Annotated in this window: 14 protein-coding genes; all 14 read left to right on the top strand. The window is 52.3% G+C overall.

Going from position 1 to position 16,302, the window contains the following annotated elements; all coding sequences use genetic code 11:
• The first annotated feature begins 532 nt into the window (after window positions 1–532).
• Complete coding sequence (locus BZK41_RS22120; RefSeq protein ID WP_253193783.1) at window positions 533–1,336, top strand: hypothetical protein; 804 nt, start codon at window positions 533–535, stop codon at window positions 1,334–1,336.
• A 1,051-nt stretch (window positions 1,337–2,387) separates the two neighbouring features.
• Entirely contained in the window at window positions 2,388–5,045 is a 2,658-nt protein-coding gene (gene stcE / locus BZK41_RS22115; protein ID WP_079939601.1) for a M66 family glycomucinase StcE, read from the top strand.
• 147 nt (window positions 5,046–5,192) lie between these two features.
• Entirely contained in the window at window positions 5,193–6,005 is an 813-nt protein-coding gene (gspC, locus tag BZK41_RS22110) for a type II secretion system protein GspC (protein WP_079939608.1), read from the top strand.
• Window positions 6,006–7,976: a type II secretion system secretin GspD gene (gene gspD, locus BZK41_RS22105; RefSeq protein WP_079939600.1), complete on the top strand. Its 1,971-nt coding sequence runs from the start codon at window positions 6,006–6,008 to the stop codon at window positions 7,974–7,976.
• Window positions 7,973–9,478, top strand: coding sequence for a type II secretion system ATPase GspE (gspE, locus tag BZK41_RS22100; protein WP_079939599.1), 1,506 nt, complete (start codon window positions 7,973–7,975; stop codon window positions 9,476–9,478). The genes gspD and gspE overlap by 4 nt, the downstream gene beginning before the upstream one ends.
• Before the next feature lies 1 nt (window position 9,479).
• Complete coding sequence (gene gspF / locus BZK41_RS22095) at window positions 9,480–10,703, top strand: type II secretion system inner membrane protein GspF (RefSeq protein WP_079939598.1); 1,224 nt, start codon at window positions 9,480–9,482, stop codon at window positions 10,701–10,703.
• A 30-nt stretch (window positions 10,704–10,733) separates the two neighbouring features.
• Entirely contained in the window at window positions 10,734–11,168 is a 435-nt protein-coding gene (gspG, locus tag BZK41_RS22090) for a type II secretion system major pseudopilin GspG (protein WP_079939597.1), read from the top strand.
• Window positions 11,165–11,716 (top strand): type II secretion system minor pseudopilin GspH, encoded by a 552-nt coding sequence (gene gspH / locus BZK41_RS22085; protein ID WP_079939596.1) that lies wholly within the window; start codon window positions 11,165–11,167, stop codon window positions 11,714–11,716. Before gspG ends, gspH begins: the two co-directional genes overlap by 4 nt.
• The gene (gspI, locus tag BZK41_RS22080; RefSeq protein ID WP_274660094.1) at window positions 11,713–12,093 is read left to right on the top strand and encodes a type II secretion system minor pseudopilin GspI; all 381 of its coding nucleotides are present in this window, start codon (window positions 11,713–11,715) and stop codon (window positions 12,091–12,093) included. The genes gspH and gspI overlap by 4 nt, the downstream gene beginning before the upstream one ends.
• Complete coding sequence (gspJ, locus tag BZK41_RS22075) at window positions 12,075–12,704, top strand: type II secretion system minor pseudopilin GspJ (protein ID WP_079939594.1); 630 nt, start codon at window positions 12,075–12,077, stop codon at window positions 12,702–12,704. The genes gspI and gspJ overlap by 19 nt, the downstream gene beginning before the upstream one ends.
• Window positions 12,671–13,642: a type II secretion system minor pseudopilin GspK gene (gspK, locus tag BZK41_RS22070; protein ID WP_079939593.1), complete on the top strand. Its 972-nt coding sequence runs from the start codon at window positions 12,671–12,673 to the stop codon at window positions 13,640–13,642. The genes gspJ and gspK overlap by 34 nt, the downstream gene beginning before the upstream one ends.
• Window positions 13,639–14,859 carry a type II secretion system protein GspL gene (gene gspL, locus BZK41_RS22065; RefSeq protein WP_253193782.1) on the top strand — a complete coding sequence of 407 codons (1,221 nt, stop codon included), beginning with the start codon at window positions 13,639–13,641 and terminating at the stop codon, window positions 14,857–14,859. The genes gspK and gspL overlap by 4 nt, the downstream gene beginning before the upstream one ends.
• Window positions 14,846–15,358 carry a type II secretion system protein GspM gene (locus BZK41_RS22060; protein WP_079939592.1) on the top strand — a complete coding sequence of 171 codons (513 nt, stop codon included), beginning with the start codon at window positions 14,846–14,848 and terminating at the stop codon, window positions 15,356–15,358. The genes gspL and BZK41_RS22060 overlap by 14 nt, the downstream gene beginning before the upstream one ends.
• 114 nt (window positions 15,359–15,472) lie before the next feature.
• Window positions 15,473–16,246, top strand: a complete 774-nt coding sequence (locus BZK41_RS22055; RefSeq protein WP_079939606.1) for an A24 family peptidase — start codon at window positions 15,473–15,475, stop codon at window positions 16,244–16,246.
• Window positions 16,247–16,302: the final 56 nt, after the last annotated feature.

The following is a 16,302-nucleotide window of genomic DNA, read 5'->3' as shown; positions in this document are numbered from 1 at the left end:
TCATATTAGATATGATTTTCTATAAAATAGTAAATATCATATCTGATATAATATCTATCGAAAATAAAAGCAATCATATTAGTTGTGTGATTTAATTTTCTGTGCCAACAGGAGCTTACGAATGGCATAATCCAATACCGTTTTCTCTCAACGATGCGCAGCTGACGGCTGAACACTCGATGGCATCCATGCTTTGCGTGACGGAGTGCGTATGTATCAGACAAAAAAAGAGCGGATGCGGCGTTTCTGCTGTAATTCGTTCAGGTACGTACAGGATAGATCGGTATATGTAATGCAGAACAGATTAAGTACGCCCCCTTGAGCAGTTTGACCTGATAATCAGGATATAAATATGACGTCCCACATGAAGATACGGCAGCCTTCTCCGCTGCAGCGAAGAATACTTATTGTGCTGGCAGCCCTCGATGCGAAGCATCCCGGGCCAGTGGCCACTCGGGATATAGAGAAACTACTGGGGAAGGATGGAACTGTCCCGGTTTACGGGCCTAATCTCAGGGCCTCATGCCGTCGAATGGAAACCTCAGGCTGGTTGCGCACCCTGCGCGCGCCGAACCTTAGGCTGGCTGTTGAGCTGACTGAGGCAGGTTATAAGCTTGCCGCCCCACTACTGACGGCCGAGCAGGAGCGCGTCCACGCTGAACAGCGTGCGACGGAAATCAGAGTTCTGCCTCTGGTCCCGCTCAGTGAGACCGCTAATGCAGACGGTAGTCGTGACGATCTCCCGGTAGAACTGAACGGTACCTGGCACATGGTGTGCCGTAGCGATTATGTTATTCGTATCGACGGGAGCACCTGCATGCAGCTGTGGAACGCAGCGGGTCTGGTCACTCGCCTGGCTGACGATCCCCTTCAGATCGCGCAGTGGCTGCAGGCCTGCCATGATGCCGGGATAAACATCCGGATACAGATCAATGAAAGCGGTACACCTGATGAAGGAACAATGGAAGGTACAGAGCCGTCTGATCGGACTGACACATGGTTCTGCCAGTTGGATGGCGCGCTGCGGGCGGAGGGGATCACAGGACTGAATGAGGATATCAGACAGGCAGTTATAATGCCAGGCGAGGATTTGCGCGCCCTGTCGGCACCGGCACGCCTGCTGCACGTTTTGCGCGATAGTCTGGATGCGTTCCCGCTCATGGGGGACGGATATGAGGAAAACACTGAAACCGCGCTGGCTGACCTGCTTGCCCGCGCAGGGTTCACCGCCGTCCAGGCTGAAGAACTGCAGCTGCATCTCCGCTGGTCGCTGACGAGTGAAGACGGGTTCTCCAGCTCCCTCCGAAAAAATGACAACGATAAGGAAACAGAATGACGCCAGATATAAGAAGGCCTTATTGATGCTCCGAAAAATTAGTCAGTATTTCTGACAGGTGCTCACTTCGGTGGCAGGGCAACGTATCGTCTCTGTCATGGTGACCGATGTGGCTCGCGATGAACGCATACTAGGAGGCAGTATGGATGTGAAATTGTTGTGTTCTTAGCGTGAAATGTTGCTGGTAGTAACTGTATAGTTGCCTGTATACCATTGTCTTTATCTGGCTCAGACGTACTTTCTGACTGGCTCTACCTTTTTAGCGGCATCAAATTGGTCTTAAATCAGGGATGTAATTGCCACCAACAGACATGATGCAAGTTGCGGATCGACAGGGGCATCCAGAATAGCTGGGAGCTTACTGATATGTTCTTTAATTGTTCTTGAGACATCCATAGACTTTATTGCGTCAGCATATATTTTATTTTTTACTAAGTATAGAGATAGCCTGATACTATCAGGCTATCTCTATACTTAGTAAGCAGAACCGGACAGAATGTCCAGTGAAGTGTGAGACGGCTGTATTATAAATAAATCTTATACCACATTCTGGTTTTACAGACTGTTATATATCACGACGATCCCTAGTATATATTCAAAGTTGTGAACGTAATTTTTTCAAGGAAAATACCATCTTAATATTCTTCTAAATAAGAAGAATATTTCGTAATCTATAACTTTGTTGTAAGGTAGTTTTCCTCTGTTACGTTTTCTTGTTAGATCCTGTACTGAAACTAATACAGCGAATGACAATGAGTTTTTTTCGACCCCACGTCAGATGCACATTTTAACATATTTATAGTGTTGGAAAATAACTTTTATTTCGTCATAAAATAAATTATGCACGAGATGATAAAATTATAACAATTTGCAGTTCAGTGTCTTTCAGGGTATATCCGGTATCCGGATGTGCCTTTATACTGACGACAGGAAACTGAGTTTACTTACTTACCTTTCAAAAGTGAAAGGTCATCGCAGAACGCTGTTTATAGGCGGACTGGCAGAAGAGGCGGTTGACAAAATTAAGATGAATGAGTGATGGAGTACCCTTATGAAATTAAAGCATTTGTCCTGTATAATCCTTGCCTCACTGGCCATGGGTTCATTTTCTGTAGCTGCTGATAATAAATCAGCTATTTATTTCAATACCACTCAACCCGTAAATGATCTGCAGGGTTCGCTGGCCGCCGAGGTGAAGTTCGCACAGAGCCAGATTATACCCGCCCATCCTAAGGAAGGGGAAAGTCAGCCGCACTTGACCAGCCTGCGGAAAACTCTGCTGCTTGTTCGTCCGGTGAAAGCCGATAATAAAACTCCTGTACAGGTGGAAGCCCGTGATGATAATGACAAACTTCTCGGTACGTTAACACTTTCTCCTCCTTCGTCACTACCGGATACCGTCTACCATCTGCAGGGCGTTCCGGCTGGAGGTATCGATTTTGTCCCTCTCAATGGAACAAAAAAGCTTATTAATACGTTTGCTGAAGTCAAAAAACTCAGTGACACCAGCGGGAGTTCCATTAAAAGCTATCTGGCAAATAATGCTCTTGTGGAGATCCAGACTGCGGATGGTAGCTGGGTAAAAGATATTTATCTGCCGCAGGGGGCTGGGCTGGAAGGCAAGATGGTGCGCTTTGTTTCGTATGCAGGCTATAACTCAACGGTGTTCTATGGCGGCCGTAAGGTCACGCTCTCGGTGGGTAATACCCTGCAGTTTAAGTATGTAAACGGTCAGTGGTTCCGCGAGGGTGAGCTGGAGAATAACCGTATAGCTTATGCGCCGGATACATGGAGTGCTGAACTGCCTGCGCACTGGATCGCGCCTGGGCTTAACTTGGTGGTTAAGCAGGGCAACCTGAGCGGCCGCCTGAGTGATATTAAGGTTGGTGCACCGGGTGAGTTGCTGTTGCATACCATTGATATCGGGATGCTGACTTCTCCCCGGGATCGCTTTGATTTTGCCAAAGACAAAGAGGCGCACCGGGAATATTTCCAGACCATCCCGGCCAGTCGCATGATCGTCAACAATTATGCTCCGCTTCATCTGAAGGAAGTTATGTTACCCACCGGTACATTGCTGACAGACGCGGATCCAGGTAACGGGGGATGGCATGCAGGTACTATGCGTCAGAGTATTGGTAAGGAGCTGATCTCTCACGGTATCGATAATGCCAACTACGGTATTAACAGCACAGCTGGTTCGGGGGAGGGCAGCCATCCTTATGTGACTGCACAGCTGGCCGCGCACACAAGCCGCGGTAATTACGCCAATGGAGTACAGGTGCACGGTGGTTCAGGAGGCGGGGGAATTGTTACCCTGGACTCTACGCTGGGTAATGAGTTCAGCCACGAAGTCGGGCATAACTTCGGTCTGGGTCATTATGTGGATGGCTTCAGGGGCTCCGTTCATCGTAGCGCTGACCAGATCAACTCGGCATGGGGTTGGGACAGCGATAAAAAACGCTTTATGCCTAACTTTTATCCGACCCGGACGAACCAGAAAAGTTGTCTTGACGGACAGTGTCAGGAGCCGTTCGAAGGCCGCAAGTTTGGTTTTGACGCCATGGCGGGAGGCAGTCCCTTCTCCGACGCGAACCGTTTCACGATGTATACCCCTAATTCATCGGCAATAATCCAGCGCTTCTTTGAAAATAAAGCTGTGTTCGATACCCGTTCCTTCACCGGTTTCAGCAAGTGGAATGCAGACACGCAGAAAATGGAACCGTATAAACACACGATTGACAGGGCTGAGCAGATTACGGCTCCCGTCAGGGATCTGAGTGAAAACAAAATGGCTGAGCTGATGGCGGAGTACGCCGTCGTCAAAGTACATATGTGGAACGGCAATTGGACCAGGAATATCCATATCCCTGCGGCATCTGCAGAGAATAAAGGCCGTATCCTGAGCATCAACCATGAGGCCGGTTATAACAGTCATCTGTTTATAAACGGCGGCGAAAAGATAGTTTCCCAGGGTTATAAGAAGAGCTTTGTTTCCGATGGTCAGATCTGGAAAGAACGTGACGTGGTTGATACCCGCGAAGCGCGTAAGCCAGAGCAGTTTGGCGTTCCGGTGACGACCCTGGTGGGTTATTACGATCCAAAAGGCACCCTGTCAAGCTACATCTATCCTGCGCTGTATGGTGCTTATGGCTTCACTTATCCCGATGACAGTCAGAACCTGTCCGGCAACGACTGCCAGCTGCAGGTGGATACGAAAGAAGGGCAGTTGCGATTCAGACTGGCTAATCACCGGGCTAACAGCACTGTAATGAACAAATTCCACATTAACGTGCCAACAGAAAGCCAGCCCACTCAGGCAACGTTGGTCTGTAATAACAAGGTACTGGATACTAAATCGCTCACACCTGCGCCAGAAGGTCTGACCTATACCGTAAATGGACGGGCTCTTCCAGCAAAAGAAAATGAGGGATGTATCGTTTCCGTGAATTCAGGTAAGCGTTACTGTCTGCCGGTTGGCCAGCGGTCAGGATACAGCCTGCCTGACTGGATTGTTGGCCAGGAGGTCTATGTCGACAGCGGGGCTAAAGCGAAAGTCCTTTTGTCTGACTGGGACAACCTGTCCTATAACAGGATTGGTGAGTTTGTGGGTAACGTGAATCCTGCTGATATGAAAAAAGTCAAAGCCTGGAGCGGCGAGTACCTGGATTTCAGCCGACCCAGATCGATGAGGGTGGTCAGTAAGTAATCCTGCAGACGGAGCGGCCATCTTGGCCGCTCCGGTAACACATTCGTCCCGTTAATCAAAACCGAAAGTGGCTCTCAACGTTGTATGTCGTTACTTCGTCCATCTCGGGGAGACTGGGTGTTATTCATGAAAGATATCGCACGCAGAATGCTGACACCGAACCGGCTGTTGTGCGTGGTTTTATTCATTACTGGGTATCAACTGGTTACCCTCATACGCCACTTATGGCCGCCACAGGTACCACCGGCGTCCGATTTATCCCGTGTAGCCGCAGCAGAAACGGCGGTAACCGGTAGCCACACTGAGGAAAATTTTGTGTTTACTGTATTTGGTACAGCATCCTCGTCGACACCGGAGCGGGGAGCGCAGGAAACGACTTCTTCACTGTCTGATCTTCCACTTTCAGTGCTTGATCTCGACGTGACAGGTATCCTTTGCAGTTCGGTTGCCGAGAATTCGATTGCCATTATTATACAGAATAGCAGGCAGTACAGTCTGGGCGTCGGTGAAAAAGTACCCGGTTACGATGCCACGATTAGTGCTATTTTTGGCGATCATATTGTTATTAACTACCAGGGAAAAAATGCCACGCTGCCGCTGCGATATGATAATCCGGTAAGAAAGAAAGCACAGGACGATAATAATTTAACGGCTGGAATAGTGACGGCCCGAGGTGACTCCCAGCCCAAAAATGTTTTGGATATTATGAGTATTTCACCCGTTACGGTGAATAATACATTAAACGGCTTTCGCCTGAATCCAGGTAAGGACAGTTCGTTATTTTATAATGCCGGGTTGCAGGATAAGGATCTGGCCGTATCACTTAATGGTTCAGATCTACGTGATGACAGGCAGGCGCAGCAAATAATGAAACAATTGCCAGAACTTAATGAAATAAAAATAACCGTCGAGCGGGATGGTCAGCTGTATGATGCTTTTATTGCTGTGGGAGAGATCTGATTGTTCAGGAAATGGTTGAATGGGTGCTTACCTGTATTTGTGCTCACAACAACAATTCTGGGAGCCATTCCGGGATGGGGGGCTGAATTTTCTGCCAGTTTTAAAGATACCGATATTCAGGAGTTTATTAACACCGTCAGCAAAAATCTGCACAAAACGGTCATTATTGATCCCGACGTTCAGGGGACCATCACCGTACGCAGCTACGATAAGCTGAGCGAGGAACAATATTATCAGTTCTTTCTCAGCGTACTGGATGTGTATGGTTTTGCCGTGGTCGATATGCACAACGGCATACTGAAAGTGGTGCGCTCAAAAGATGCCAAAACGGCGGCGGTGCCGGTAGCCAGTGATGCCAGCCCCGGGACCGGCGATGAGGTTGTCACCCGGGTTGTACCCGTCAGTAACGTGGCGGCAAGGGACCTAGCCCCCCTGCTGCGCCAACTCAATGATAATGCCGGCGCAGGAAGCGTGGTGCATTATGAACCCTCTAATGTTCTGTTGATGACAGGCCGCGCTGCCGTGATCAAACGACTGATGGAGATTGTCGAACGGGTGGATAAAGTGGGCAACCGTAGCGTTGTCAGTGTACCGCTCACCTACGCTTCCGCAACGGACGTGGCCAGACTCGTCACGGAACTGACTAAAGAAAGCGATAAGACTGCCATGCCCGCCTGGATGACGGCGAAGCTGGTTGCCGACGAGCGGACAAACTCAGTCCTCGTCAGCAGCGAACCAGTCTCCCGCCAGCGTATCATCGCCATGATTAAGCAGCTGGATCGAGAGGAGGAGGTTCAGGGTAATACGAAAGTAATATACCTGAAATATGCGAAAGCGAAGGATTTAGTAGAAGTCCTCACGGGGATCAGCAGCAGTATTGACAACGATGCCAAAAAGAGCCCGTCAGCGGAAGCCCTGCGCAAAGGGGTGACGATTAAATCCCATGAACAAACCAATGCCCTGATCCTGACGGGGGCACCTGACGTCATCCGTGACCTGGAAAATGTCATTTCGCAGCTGGATATTCGTCGTTCTCAGGTCCTGGTGGAAGCCATCATTGCTGAAGTGCAAGATGCTGATGGGCTGAATTTAGGCATCCAGTGGGCGAATAAACATGCAGGCGTAACACAGTTCACCGGTACCGGATTGCCCATCACCACGATAGGACAGGCTCGTCAGAACGGCACCGTTGACAACGATAAGAGCAACGCTCTGAGTGCTTTTAACGGTATTGCTGCGGGATTTTACCAAGGTAACTGGGCGATGCTGCTGACGGCACTCTCTACAAGCAGCAAGAACGATATCCTTGCAACCCCCAGTATTGTCACGCTGGACAATATGGAGGCGACATTTAACGTTGGTCAGGAGGTCCCGGTCCTTTCGGGCTCACAGACCACCTCCGGAGACAACATTTTTAACACGGTTGAGCGTAAAACGGTGGGGATCAAACTCAGGGTTAAACCTCAAATCAACGAGGGCGATTCCGTATTACTGGAAATAGAACAGGAAGTGTCCGGTGTGGCGGATAGCGCTGCAGGCACTACAGCTGATCTGGGGGCAACCTTCAATACTCGGACGGTGACTAATGCCATGCTGGTAGGGAATGGCGAAACGGTGGTTGTCGGCGGGTTACTGGATAAGTCGATAAGGGGGAGTGAGAGTAAACTGCCGCTGCTAGGGGATATCCCACTACTGGGGCATCTTTTTCGCGCGAAAAGTGAACTGACAGCCAAACGTAACCTGATGTTGTTCATCCGGCCTACCATTATTCGCGAGCGCGACGGATTCCGCCGTGCGTCGGCCGAAAAATACCAGTCATTTAATCAGGAGCAGGTGCAGTCGCGCGGCAAAGACATAACTTCGCTGACGCTGAAAGAGGAACAGCTCAGGTTATCGCCCGCTCGGGACGATACAGCTTTCCGGAAGGCGAAGGCTGCGATAGCTGCGTTTTATCTGCAGGAAACTCAATGAGCAGAGCAGTACAGAACGTCAGTGAATCCCGTCCTCTGCTGCCTTTTCCCTTTTCCCGAACGCAGCGAATCTTGTTGTTGCGTGACCAGGAGGGAGACCGGGTGTTCTGCATAGCGGACACGCCTGCCAGTGCCCTGCTGGAAGTGCGCAGGGTAGCTGAAGGACCTATGACCGTCACCACTTTGTCGGCGGAAGAATTTGAAAAAAAACTGGTGAGCAGTTATCAGCGTGATTCTGATGAAGCGCGACAGATGATGGCGGAGATTGGTAATGAAATGGATTTTTATACCCTGGCCGGGGGTTTACCTGACAGTGAGGACTTACTGGATGCGAATGACGATGCGCCGGTCATCCGCCTGATTAACGCCATGTTGACGGAGGCAATTAAAGAGAAAGCCTCCGATATTCATATTGAAACGTACGAACGCCATCTGCAGGTTCGCTTTCGCATCGACGGCGTTCTGCGGGAGATCCTCAGTTTACAGCGACATCTGGCTTCGTTACTGATTTCACGCATCAAAGTCATGGCTAGGCTGGATATTGCTGAAAAACGCATCCCCCAGGATGGCCGTATGGTGCTACGTATTGGCGGTCGGGCGGTGGACGTGCGTGTTTCAACGCTGCCTTCGAACTATGGCGAACGCATTGTACTGCGTTTGCTGGATAAAAACAGCGTCAGTCTCGATCTTGCCACCCTTGGCATGTCGCCGCAAAACCAGCGGCACATCGATGCGCTGATCCGCCGGCCCCACGGCATTATTCTGGTGGCCGGTCCTACCGGGTCGGGCAAAAGCACGACGCTGTATGCCGCATTAAGCCGGCTGAATGCCCGGGATCGCAACATCATGACAGTCGAGGATCCTGTCGAATACGAACTTGACGGTGTTAGTCAGACCCAGGTCAACCCGAAGGTGGATATGACCTTCGCCCGGAGCCTGCGCGCAATTTTACGTCAGGATCCGGACGTGGTGCTGGTGGGGGAGATCCGTGACAGTGAAACCGCCCGGATTGCCGTGCAGGCCTCGCTGACTGGGCATCTTGTGTTGTCAACATTACATACCAACAGTGCAGCAGGGGCGCTGTCGCGTCTCCAGGACATGGGTATCGCTCCCTTTCTCCTTTCCACGTCATTACTGGCTGTTCTGGCCCAGCGCCTGGTTCGCACGCTGTGCCCGCACTGTCGTCAGCCCTGTCAGGTCGGTACTGAGCTGGCGAGGGACATGGACATTTCCCCGGGAACGACGATCTGGCAGCCTGCCGGGTGTCAGCAGTGTAATTTTAGTGGCTATCACGGACGAACCGGGATCCACGAACTGTTGCTGATTAACGATCGCATCCGGACGGCAATCTGTCAGGGGGAAGGTGAGCTGGGTATTACTCGCCTGGCAGGGAGCAGCTATCAGACGCTGCGTGGCGACGGGCGACATAAGGTGCTTGCCGGTGAGACCAGTTGGGAGGAGGTAATTCGCGTCACTGAAAGCAGGCTGCAGGAAGAAGAATGACATGGCGTTATTTCATTATCAGGCGACAGATATTCACGGCAAAAGACGCCGTGGCGTACTGGAGGCGGATTCGGCTCGACATGCCCGCCAGCTGCTGCGTGAACAGGCGCTTATTCCGCTCAGGCTGAATGAGCGACAGGTTAATCACCGGCACTCAACGTGGAGTATTAGGCTCTTTCGGCCGCAGGGGGTGAGCAGCGCCGAACTTACGTTACTGACCCGGCAGTTAGCCACTCTGGTTGCTGCCTCACTACCGCTCGAAGAGGCGCTGGATACGCTGGCGAGGCAGAGTGAAAAACAGCGTCAGCGGGAATTAATCGCTGCAGTTCGCACTAAGGTTCTTGAGGGCCATTCACTAGCTGCGTCGATGGGCAGGTTTCCCGGTACGTTTGAGCGTCTGTATTGCGCGATGGTAGCGGCGGGTGAAACGTCCGGTCACCTGGATATGGTACTTAGTCGTCTGGCTGATTACACCGAGCAACGCCAGCTAATGCGGAACCGTCTGCTTCAGGCACTGATTTATCCCTGTGTTCTGACGTTGGTGGCGATCGGGGTGATTTCTATTCTGCTTACTGCGGTTGTGCCGAAAGTGGTAGAGCAGTTTATGCACATGAAACAGGCATTACCCCTCTCCACCCGCGTACTGATGGGGCTTAGTGAGGGCGCGCAGATCTATGGTCCATGGCTGCTGCTGGCCGCGGTACTAGGCGGGATAGCATTTCGCATAATGTTACGCCAGCCCTCACAGCGTCTGGCTTTTCATCATCTGCTGCTGCGGTTGCCGGTCGTGGGCCGTATATCGCGTGGGCTAAATACCGCACGCTATGCCCGAACGCTGAGCATTCTTAATGCCAGCGCAGTGCCGATGCTCCAAGCCATGCACATCAGTGGCGACGTGCTGAGTAATGACTGGGCTCGTCGTCAGTTAGCCGCCGCCGCAGAATCGGTGCGGGAAGGCGTCAGTCTGCATCACGCGCTTGAGCAGACCGCGCTGTTTCCGCCCATGATGCGGCACATGATAGCCAGCGGTGAAAACAGTGGCGAACTCGACAGCATGCTGGAGCGGGCGGCCGACAATCAGGATCGTGAGTTCAGCGCACAGATGCAGCTGGCGCTGGGACTGTTTGAGCCTTTGCTGGTGGTAAGTATGGCCGGCGTAGTCTTGTTTATTGTTCTGGCAATTCTGCAGCCGATCCTGCAGCTCAACAACATGATGAGTATGTGAGTCATTGATTAACACACAACGGAGATAAACATGCGTAAACAGCGTCAGCGCGGTTTTACCCTGCTGGAAATAATGGTGGTGATTGTGATTCTGGGGGTTTTGGCAAGTCTGGTGGTGCCCAATCTTATGGGGAACAAGGATAAGGCCGATCGACAGAAAGTGATAAGCGATCTGGTTGCGCTGGAAAGCGCACTGGATATGTACCGGTTAGATAACAACCGTTATCCGACAACGGAGCAGGGTCTGCAGGCACTGGTCAATAAACCCAGCGTACAGCCTGAGCCCCGCAACTACCGGCAGGATAGTTATATCCGCCGTTTGCCTCAGGATCCATGGGGGGGCGATTATCAGCTGTTAAATCCTGGTCAGTACAGCGATATTGATATTTTCTCTCCCGGCCCGGACGGTGTACCAAACACGGAAGACGATATTGGTAGCTGGACGCTTGGTAACGTGCAGCCGTGAACCAGCGCGGCTTCACAATACTGGAAATGATGCTGGTGCTTCTGCTGACTGGCGTCACCGCCGGCCTGGTGCTGATGTCATTTCCTGATGCTGCGCAGAATCAACTGCAGCAACAGCGGGAACGTCTGCAGGCGCAACTTGATTATGCCCTGGACAGAAGCCTGCAGGACGGCTTGCTGATGGGGATTAAGTTCCGGTCTGACGGATGGAGCTTTATGATTCTGCAGCAAGGGGCTGCAGAATCTTCCCCTTTGTCAACAGGGGGGGAGATCTGGCAGGGATATGTCTGGCAAACCTGGCAACCGCGCCGTGCTGCCATCGAGGGCAAACTGCCGGAAGATATGTATCTTGAACTGAAATATCTAAGAGGTCAGCAGTGGATGTCTGAGCATGGCGATAGGGCCGAACCCGATATTTTTCTGCTGCCTGGAGGCGAGGTGACACCGTTCTGCCTTCTGTTCAGACAGGACGGAGGCGAGGCCGTTGTGGGGCTTCAGGTTGATGAGAGTGGCCTGATGACCACTTTTGAAGGTGAAGTCGCGTTGTGAAGGAGCAGGAAGGAATGACATTACTGGAAGTCATGGTGGCGCTTGCGGTGTTTGCGCTGGCAGGAATGGCACTGATGCAGACCACGACTCAGCAGACCGTGGGGATCGGGCGGATGGAAGAGAAGGTGCTGGCAGGCTGGCTGGCCGATAACCAGATAGTCCAGCTGCAGTTGGAGAGGAGTTGTCCGGAAAAAGGTTGGGTTGAGAAGACGGTCAGCTTCGCAGGCAGCGAATGGTATTTACGCTGGCGTGGGCTGGGCAGCGACATACCACAGCTGTGCAGCTTGGAGGTTGAGGTACGGCGTACCAGAGAGGAGGCGTTCGCGCTGGTTTCGTTGTGTGCCTATGTGGATCGTGAATGTTTCAGCAACGGGTAAAGGGCTTTACGCTACTGGAAATGCTACTGGCGCTGGCTGTTTTTGCCGCGCTAAGTATCAGCGCATTTCAGGTGCTGCAGGGTGTAATACGGGCGGACGAGCTTTCCCAGAATAAAGTACAACGTCTGGCTGAGCTGCAGAAGGGATTCAGCCAGATGGAGCGGGATTTTACGCAGATGATCCCAAGGTACAACCGGGAGAGTGAAAGCCTGCTACTCGCTGCACCTCATTTGCTGAAAAGCGATGACTGGGGGATTTCCTTTACGCGTAACAGCTGGCTGAATCCCGGCGGGATGCTGCCACGCCCGGAATTGCAGCGGGTAGGCTATCGGTTGCAGCAGCAAAAGTTAGAACGCCTGGGCTACTTTCATGTCGATCACCCAGCCGGTGTTTCTCCGGATGTAAAGGTAGTTCTGGATGGCGTTAATACATTTCGTCTGCGTTTTTTTGTTAACGGCGCCTGGCAAGACCACTGGGACAATACCAGCATCCTGCCACAGGCTGTTGAAGTGACGCTGGCGGTGGATGAATTCGTTGAACTGACTCGTCAGTTTCTTTTAAGCCAGGAGAGGGGAGAATGTCGTCGCGGGAGCAGGGCGTGGCGCTTCTAGTGGTGTTGTTGATCCTATCGTTGATGGTAACAACAGCGGCGGCGATCGCGGAGCGCAACGGCCGGACATTTTTACGTGCAGTGGCGCAGTTGGATCAACTGCAGGCAAAGTGGGATGCCTATGCGGCAGAAACGATGGCAAAACAGCTCTTACAGAGGGACAAGCAGGACTCACCCCGGAAAACGCATCTGGCGCAAAACTGGGCGCAGTCTGAACGGCAGTTTCAGGCCGGAAGGGGAGATGTGCGGGGGCAAATTGTGGATGCGCAGGCCTGTTTTAATCTTAATGCTATTAATTATGGCGCAGTGGATCAGGCCAGTATGCCTTACGCCGCCAGAATTTTTCAGCAGCTGTTAATAAACCTGCAGGTGGAGACGTTACAGGCCGGGAAAGTAACGGCTGCCCTTCGTGACTGGATCGATCGTGATGATAAACCGGTGAGGGGAGGCGCTGAAGACGAGGCATATATGGGCATGGCCCCCCCCTATCTTGCTGCCAATCAGCCGATGCAGGACATCAGTGAGTTACGCCTCATCCGAGGTATTGATGCCGGGCTTTACCGTAAACTTTTGCCGTATGTTTGTGTACTGCCCGTATCGGACCTGTCAGTGAACGTGAATACCCTGCATGATTCACAGGCACCGCTGATGGCGGCTCTCTTTCTGACGGATCCGGGCAGCCTCCCGGTGACGAAATTACTGCAGCAGCGGCCCCGTACCGGGTGGGACAGCGTGGCGGCATTTCTGGCGGTGCCACAACTTAAGGATACCGACACTGCGGCGGCCATACCTGTACTGGCAGTCAACAGCAACTATTTTCTGGTCCGGCTACATGTGCATTCCGGGGAGCACCGATTCAGTCAGCAGAATTTAATGCAGTGGAGGGAGGAGCGTTTCTGGAGTGTTCAGCGACAACATGGATTAACGGTGAGTAAGTGAGCTTTAAAAGGAATAAAAAGCACGACGAGGGCGGCCGGCTTTTTCTGCGTCTGCCGGAGGATGAGACACAGCCTGTATGGTGGCGGCTGGCTTCGTCCGAGGAGACAGAGGCCGGCAGCGTAGCGGCCGGAGCAACAGACCCACGGTTGGCCGGTTTACTGTCCCGTTATCCCGTCAAGGTCCTAGTACCTGCAGGAAAAATTGCCTTCCATCATGTGAGGCTGCCACAGCGTACGCGGCGTCAGTGTCTGCATGTACTTCCCTTTCTTCTGGAAGAACACCTAGCGACAGACATTGACAAACTGCACTTCGCTATTCTGCATCAGACGGGTGATATGTGTGACGTGGCGGTGGTCGAAAAATCGGTTATGCAGCGCTGGCTGGCGTACTGTGACCAGTTGGGGGTCCGGAACGCGAGGCTGCTACCTGACGCGCTGATGCTGCCACTGGTTGCTGAAGGATGGAGCGCCGTAAGATTTGCCGATCAGTGGCTGTTTCGCCGGGACCGTTATGCCGGGATGGCGGTAGAGTCGTCGTGGCTGGAGTTGTTCCTGTCTCTTACTGCGCCACCGGTGATTGAGTCTTACTCCGTACCGCCAGCGCAATGCTCGGGGACGGATATCACTGAGTGGCGAAGTCAGGAAGAGCGTGATCTGCTACAGCTGGCAGCCGAAGGTGACGGGTATGATGGTGTAGATCTGCGGCAGGGGGAATTTGCCCGCCAGGGAACATGGTACGCGGGATTCCGTCCGTGGCGGTATGTCGCAGGGGTAATGATGGTCTGTTTGCTTCTGGCAGGAACCAACGCGAGTCTGGCTCATTACCGGCTCTGGCAGCAGGCTGAATTCTGGCAGCAGGAGAGTGTACGCGTTTATAAGCACCTGTTTCCGGGCGAAAAGGCGGCGCAGGATCCCCGTCGGCAGTTGCTGAAACATCTGCAACAGTCACCGGGAGATAATACGCCGGAACTCGGCAGTGTGGTGCGCCAGCTTCAGCAATTGCTGTCAGAAAACTCAACTGTTCGTGTACAGGCACTGGCCTGGGACAGCAGCAGTCAGACACTGAAAATTGATATGCAGGCACCCTCTTTTCAGTCGCTGGAACAATTTCAGCAACGCGCTGGGGAAGTATACCTTCTCCAGCCTAGCGAGATACGACAGCAGCCGCACGGTGTGGAAAGTCGTCTGATCCTGAGAGTGAACAATGAACGAGCTTAGAAAACGACTGCAGCAAATCAGCTCCCTTGAGGGAAGTCTGCTTACCGGATGTGTTGCCTTACTTACTGTCATTTTTGTCTATTATGGTCTCTGGCAGCCCTGGCTGTTACGGGAAGATAAGTGGCGGGCTACAGCTGCCCGTGAAAAAAGCACAGTGGAGTGGATGAAACAGCAGGCCCCTAACATAAAGAGACTGGAGCTCGGTATGCCACAACAGGAGGAGCCGTTAAGTTTATCTGCAGCTGTAGCACGTACTTCAACCGCATACGGTGTGTCAGTCTCCCGACTGCAGCCTCAGGGAGAGCGTCTGGCCGTCACCTTGGCTCCCGTTGAATTTAATGCGCTGATGCAGTGGCTTACGCAACTGAAGCGCCAGCACCGTATCCGTACCGTAGTATTTGATGTGTCGGCGCAAAGTAACCCACCCGGACAGGTCACGGTTAACCGGTTGCTTCTGTCCCGGGATGACACAAAGAGGAATGCTTCGCCGGGGCACTGACGTTGCGATTTGACAGGTTAACGCCTGAATACGGATTGATAAGTAGGAGGATGTGTGAACAGGTTGCCGGAATTTGCGGCAGATTTTCCGTTGTTATGGTTCATCTTCACTGGAATGCTGGGGGGCATTACCGGCAGTTTTCTTAACGTCGTGATTTACCGTTTACCGGTCATACTGGAAAGACGCTGGCAGCGTGAAGCTCTGCTACAGCTGGCACAACCTTTGCCTGTGTCTGCGCAGACCTTTAACCTGATATTACCGCGGTCACATTGTCCCAACTGCTCTCATCCGCTCAGGAACCGGGATAACATACCCTTAGTCAGCTATCTCCTTTTAAAGGGAAGGTCTCGCTGCTGTGGTGAACGTATTCCCTGTCACTACCCGCTGGTCGAGATAGCGTGTTCAGTTTTATTTATTCTGGCCACGGGCAGGTTTGCGCCGGGGCTGCCATTAATTGCTGCCTGGCTTTTTTTTGCTATGTTATTGGTCCTGGCGGTTATTGACTGTCGAACGGCGCTAATGCCGGATGTACTGACGTTACCGCTGCTCTGGCTTGGCCTGTTATTCAGTTTACAGGGAGGGATTGTCCCCCTGGAGGAGGCGGTGATGGGGGCGGTCTCAGGATATCTCTTTCTTTGGGGAGTATACTGGCTTTTTCGTTTCGCCACCGGCAGGGAAGGACTCGGTTACGGTGATTTTAAATTATCAGCGGCACTGGGCGCCTGGCTGGGATGGCAGACATTACCCTCCGTTCTCCTGTTAGCTTCAGTAAGCGGGTTCGTTATTACGGTCCTGATACGTTTTGTGGCAGCCACGGACCTTACCCGGCCATTGCCTTTTGGTCCGTGGCTCGCCTTGGGCGGGATGTGTCATTTTTTATTGTTGTAGGGTCCAGTTACCGGCGCTGTAAATAAAAACAGCTCAGGTGAAAACGGGACAGTAGT

Source organism: Citrobacter sp. A316, assembly GCF_002042945.1.
GTDB lineage: Bacteria > Pseudomonadota > Gammaproteobacteria > Enterobacterales > Enterobacteriaceae > Citrobacter > Citrobacter portucalensis.
This window is presented reverse-complemented; position numbering and strand designations above follow the sequence as displayed.

What these genes read in the sequence shown, in the direction of transcription:
- BZK41_RS22120 (WP_253193783.1), top strand. Translation starts at nt 533, where the DNA reads ATGGAAACCTCAGGCTGGTTGCGCACCCTGCGCGCGCCGAACCTTAGG.
- stcE (WP_079939601.1), top strand. Translation starts at nt 2,388, where the DNA reads ATGAAATTAAAGCATTTGTCCTGTATAATCCTTGCCTCACTGGCCATG.
- gspC (WP_079939608.1), top strand. Translation starts at nt 5,193, where the DNA reads ATGCTGACACCGAACCGGCTGTTGTGCGTGGTTTTATTCATTACTGGG.
- gspE (WP_079939599.1), top strand. Translation starts at nt 7,973, where the DNA reads ATGAGCAGAGCAGTACAGAACGTCAGTGAATCCCGTCCTCTGCTGCCT.
- gspF (WP_079939598.1), top strand. Translation starts at nt 9,480, where the DNA reads ATGGCGTTATTTCATTATCAGGCGACAGATATTCACGGCAAAAGACGC.
- gspG (WP_079939597.1), top strand. Translation starts at nt 10,734, where the DNA reads ATGCGTAAACAGCGTCAGCGCGGTTTTACCCTGCTGGAAATAATGGTG.
- gspJ (WP_079939594.1), top strand. Translation starts at nt 12,075, where the DNA reads ATGTTTCAGCAACGGGTAAAGGGCTTTACGCTACTGGAAATGCTACTG.
- gspK (WP_079939593.1), top strand. Translation starts at nt 12,671, where the DNA reads ATGTCGTCGCGGGAGCAGGGCGTGGCGCTTCTAGTGGTGTTGTTGATC.
- BZK41_RS22060 (WP_079939592.1), top strand. Translation starts at nt 14,846, where the DNA reads ATGAACGAGCTTAGAAAACGACTGCAGCAAATCAGCTCCCTTGAGGGA.
- BZK41_RS22055 (WP_079939606.1), top strand. Translation starts at nt 15,473, where the DNA reads ATGCTGGGGGGCATTACCGGCAGTTTTCTTAACGTCGTGATTTACCGT.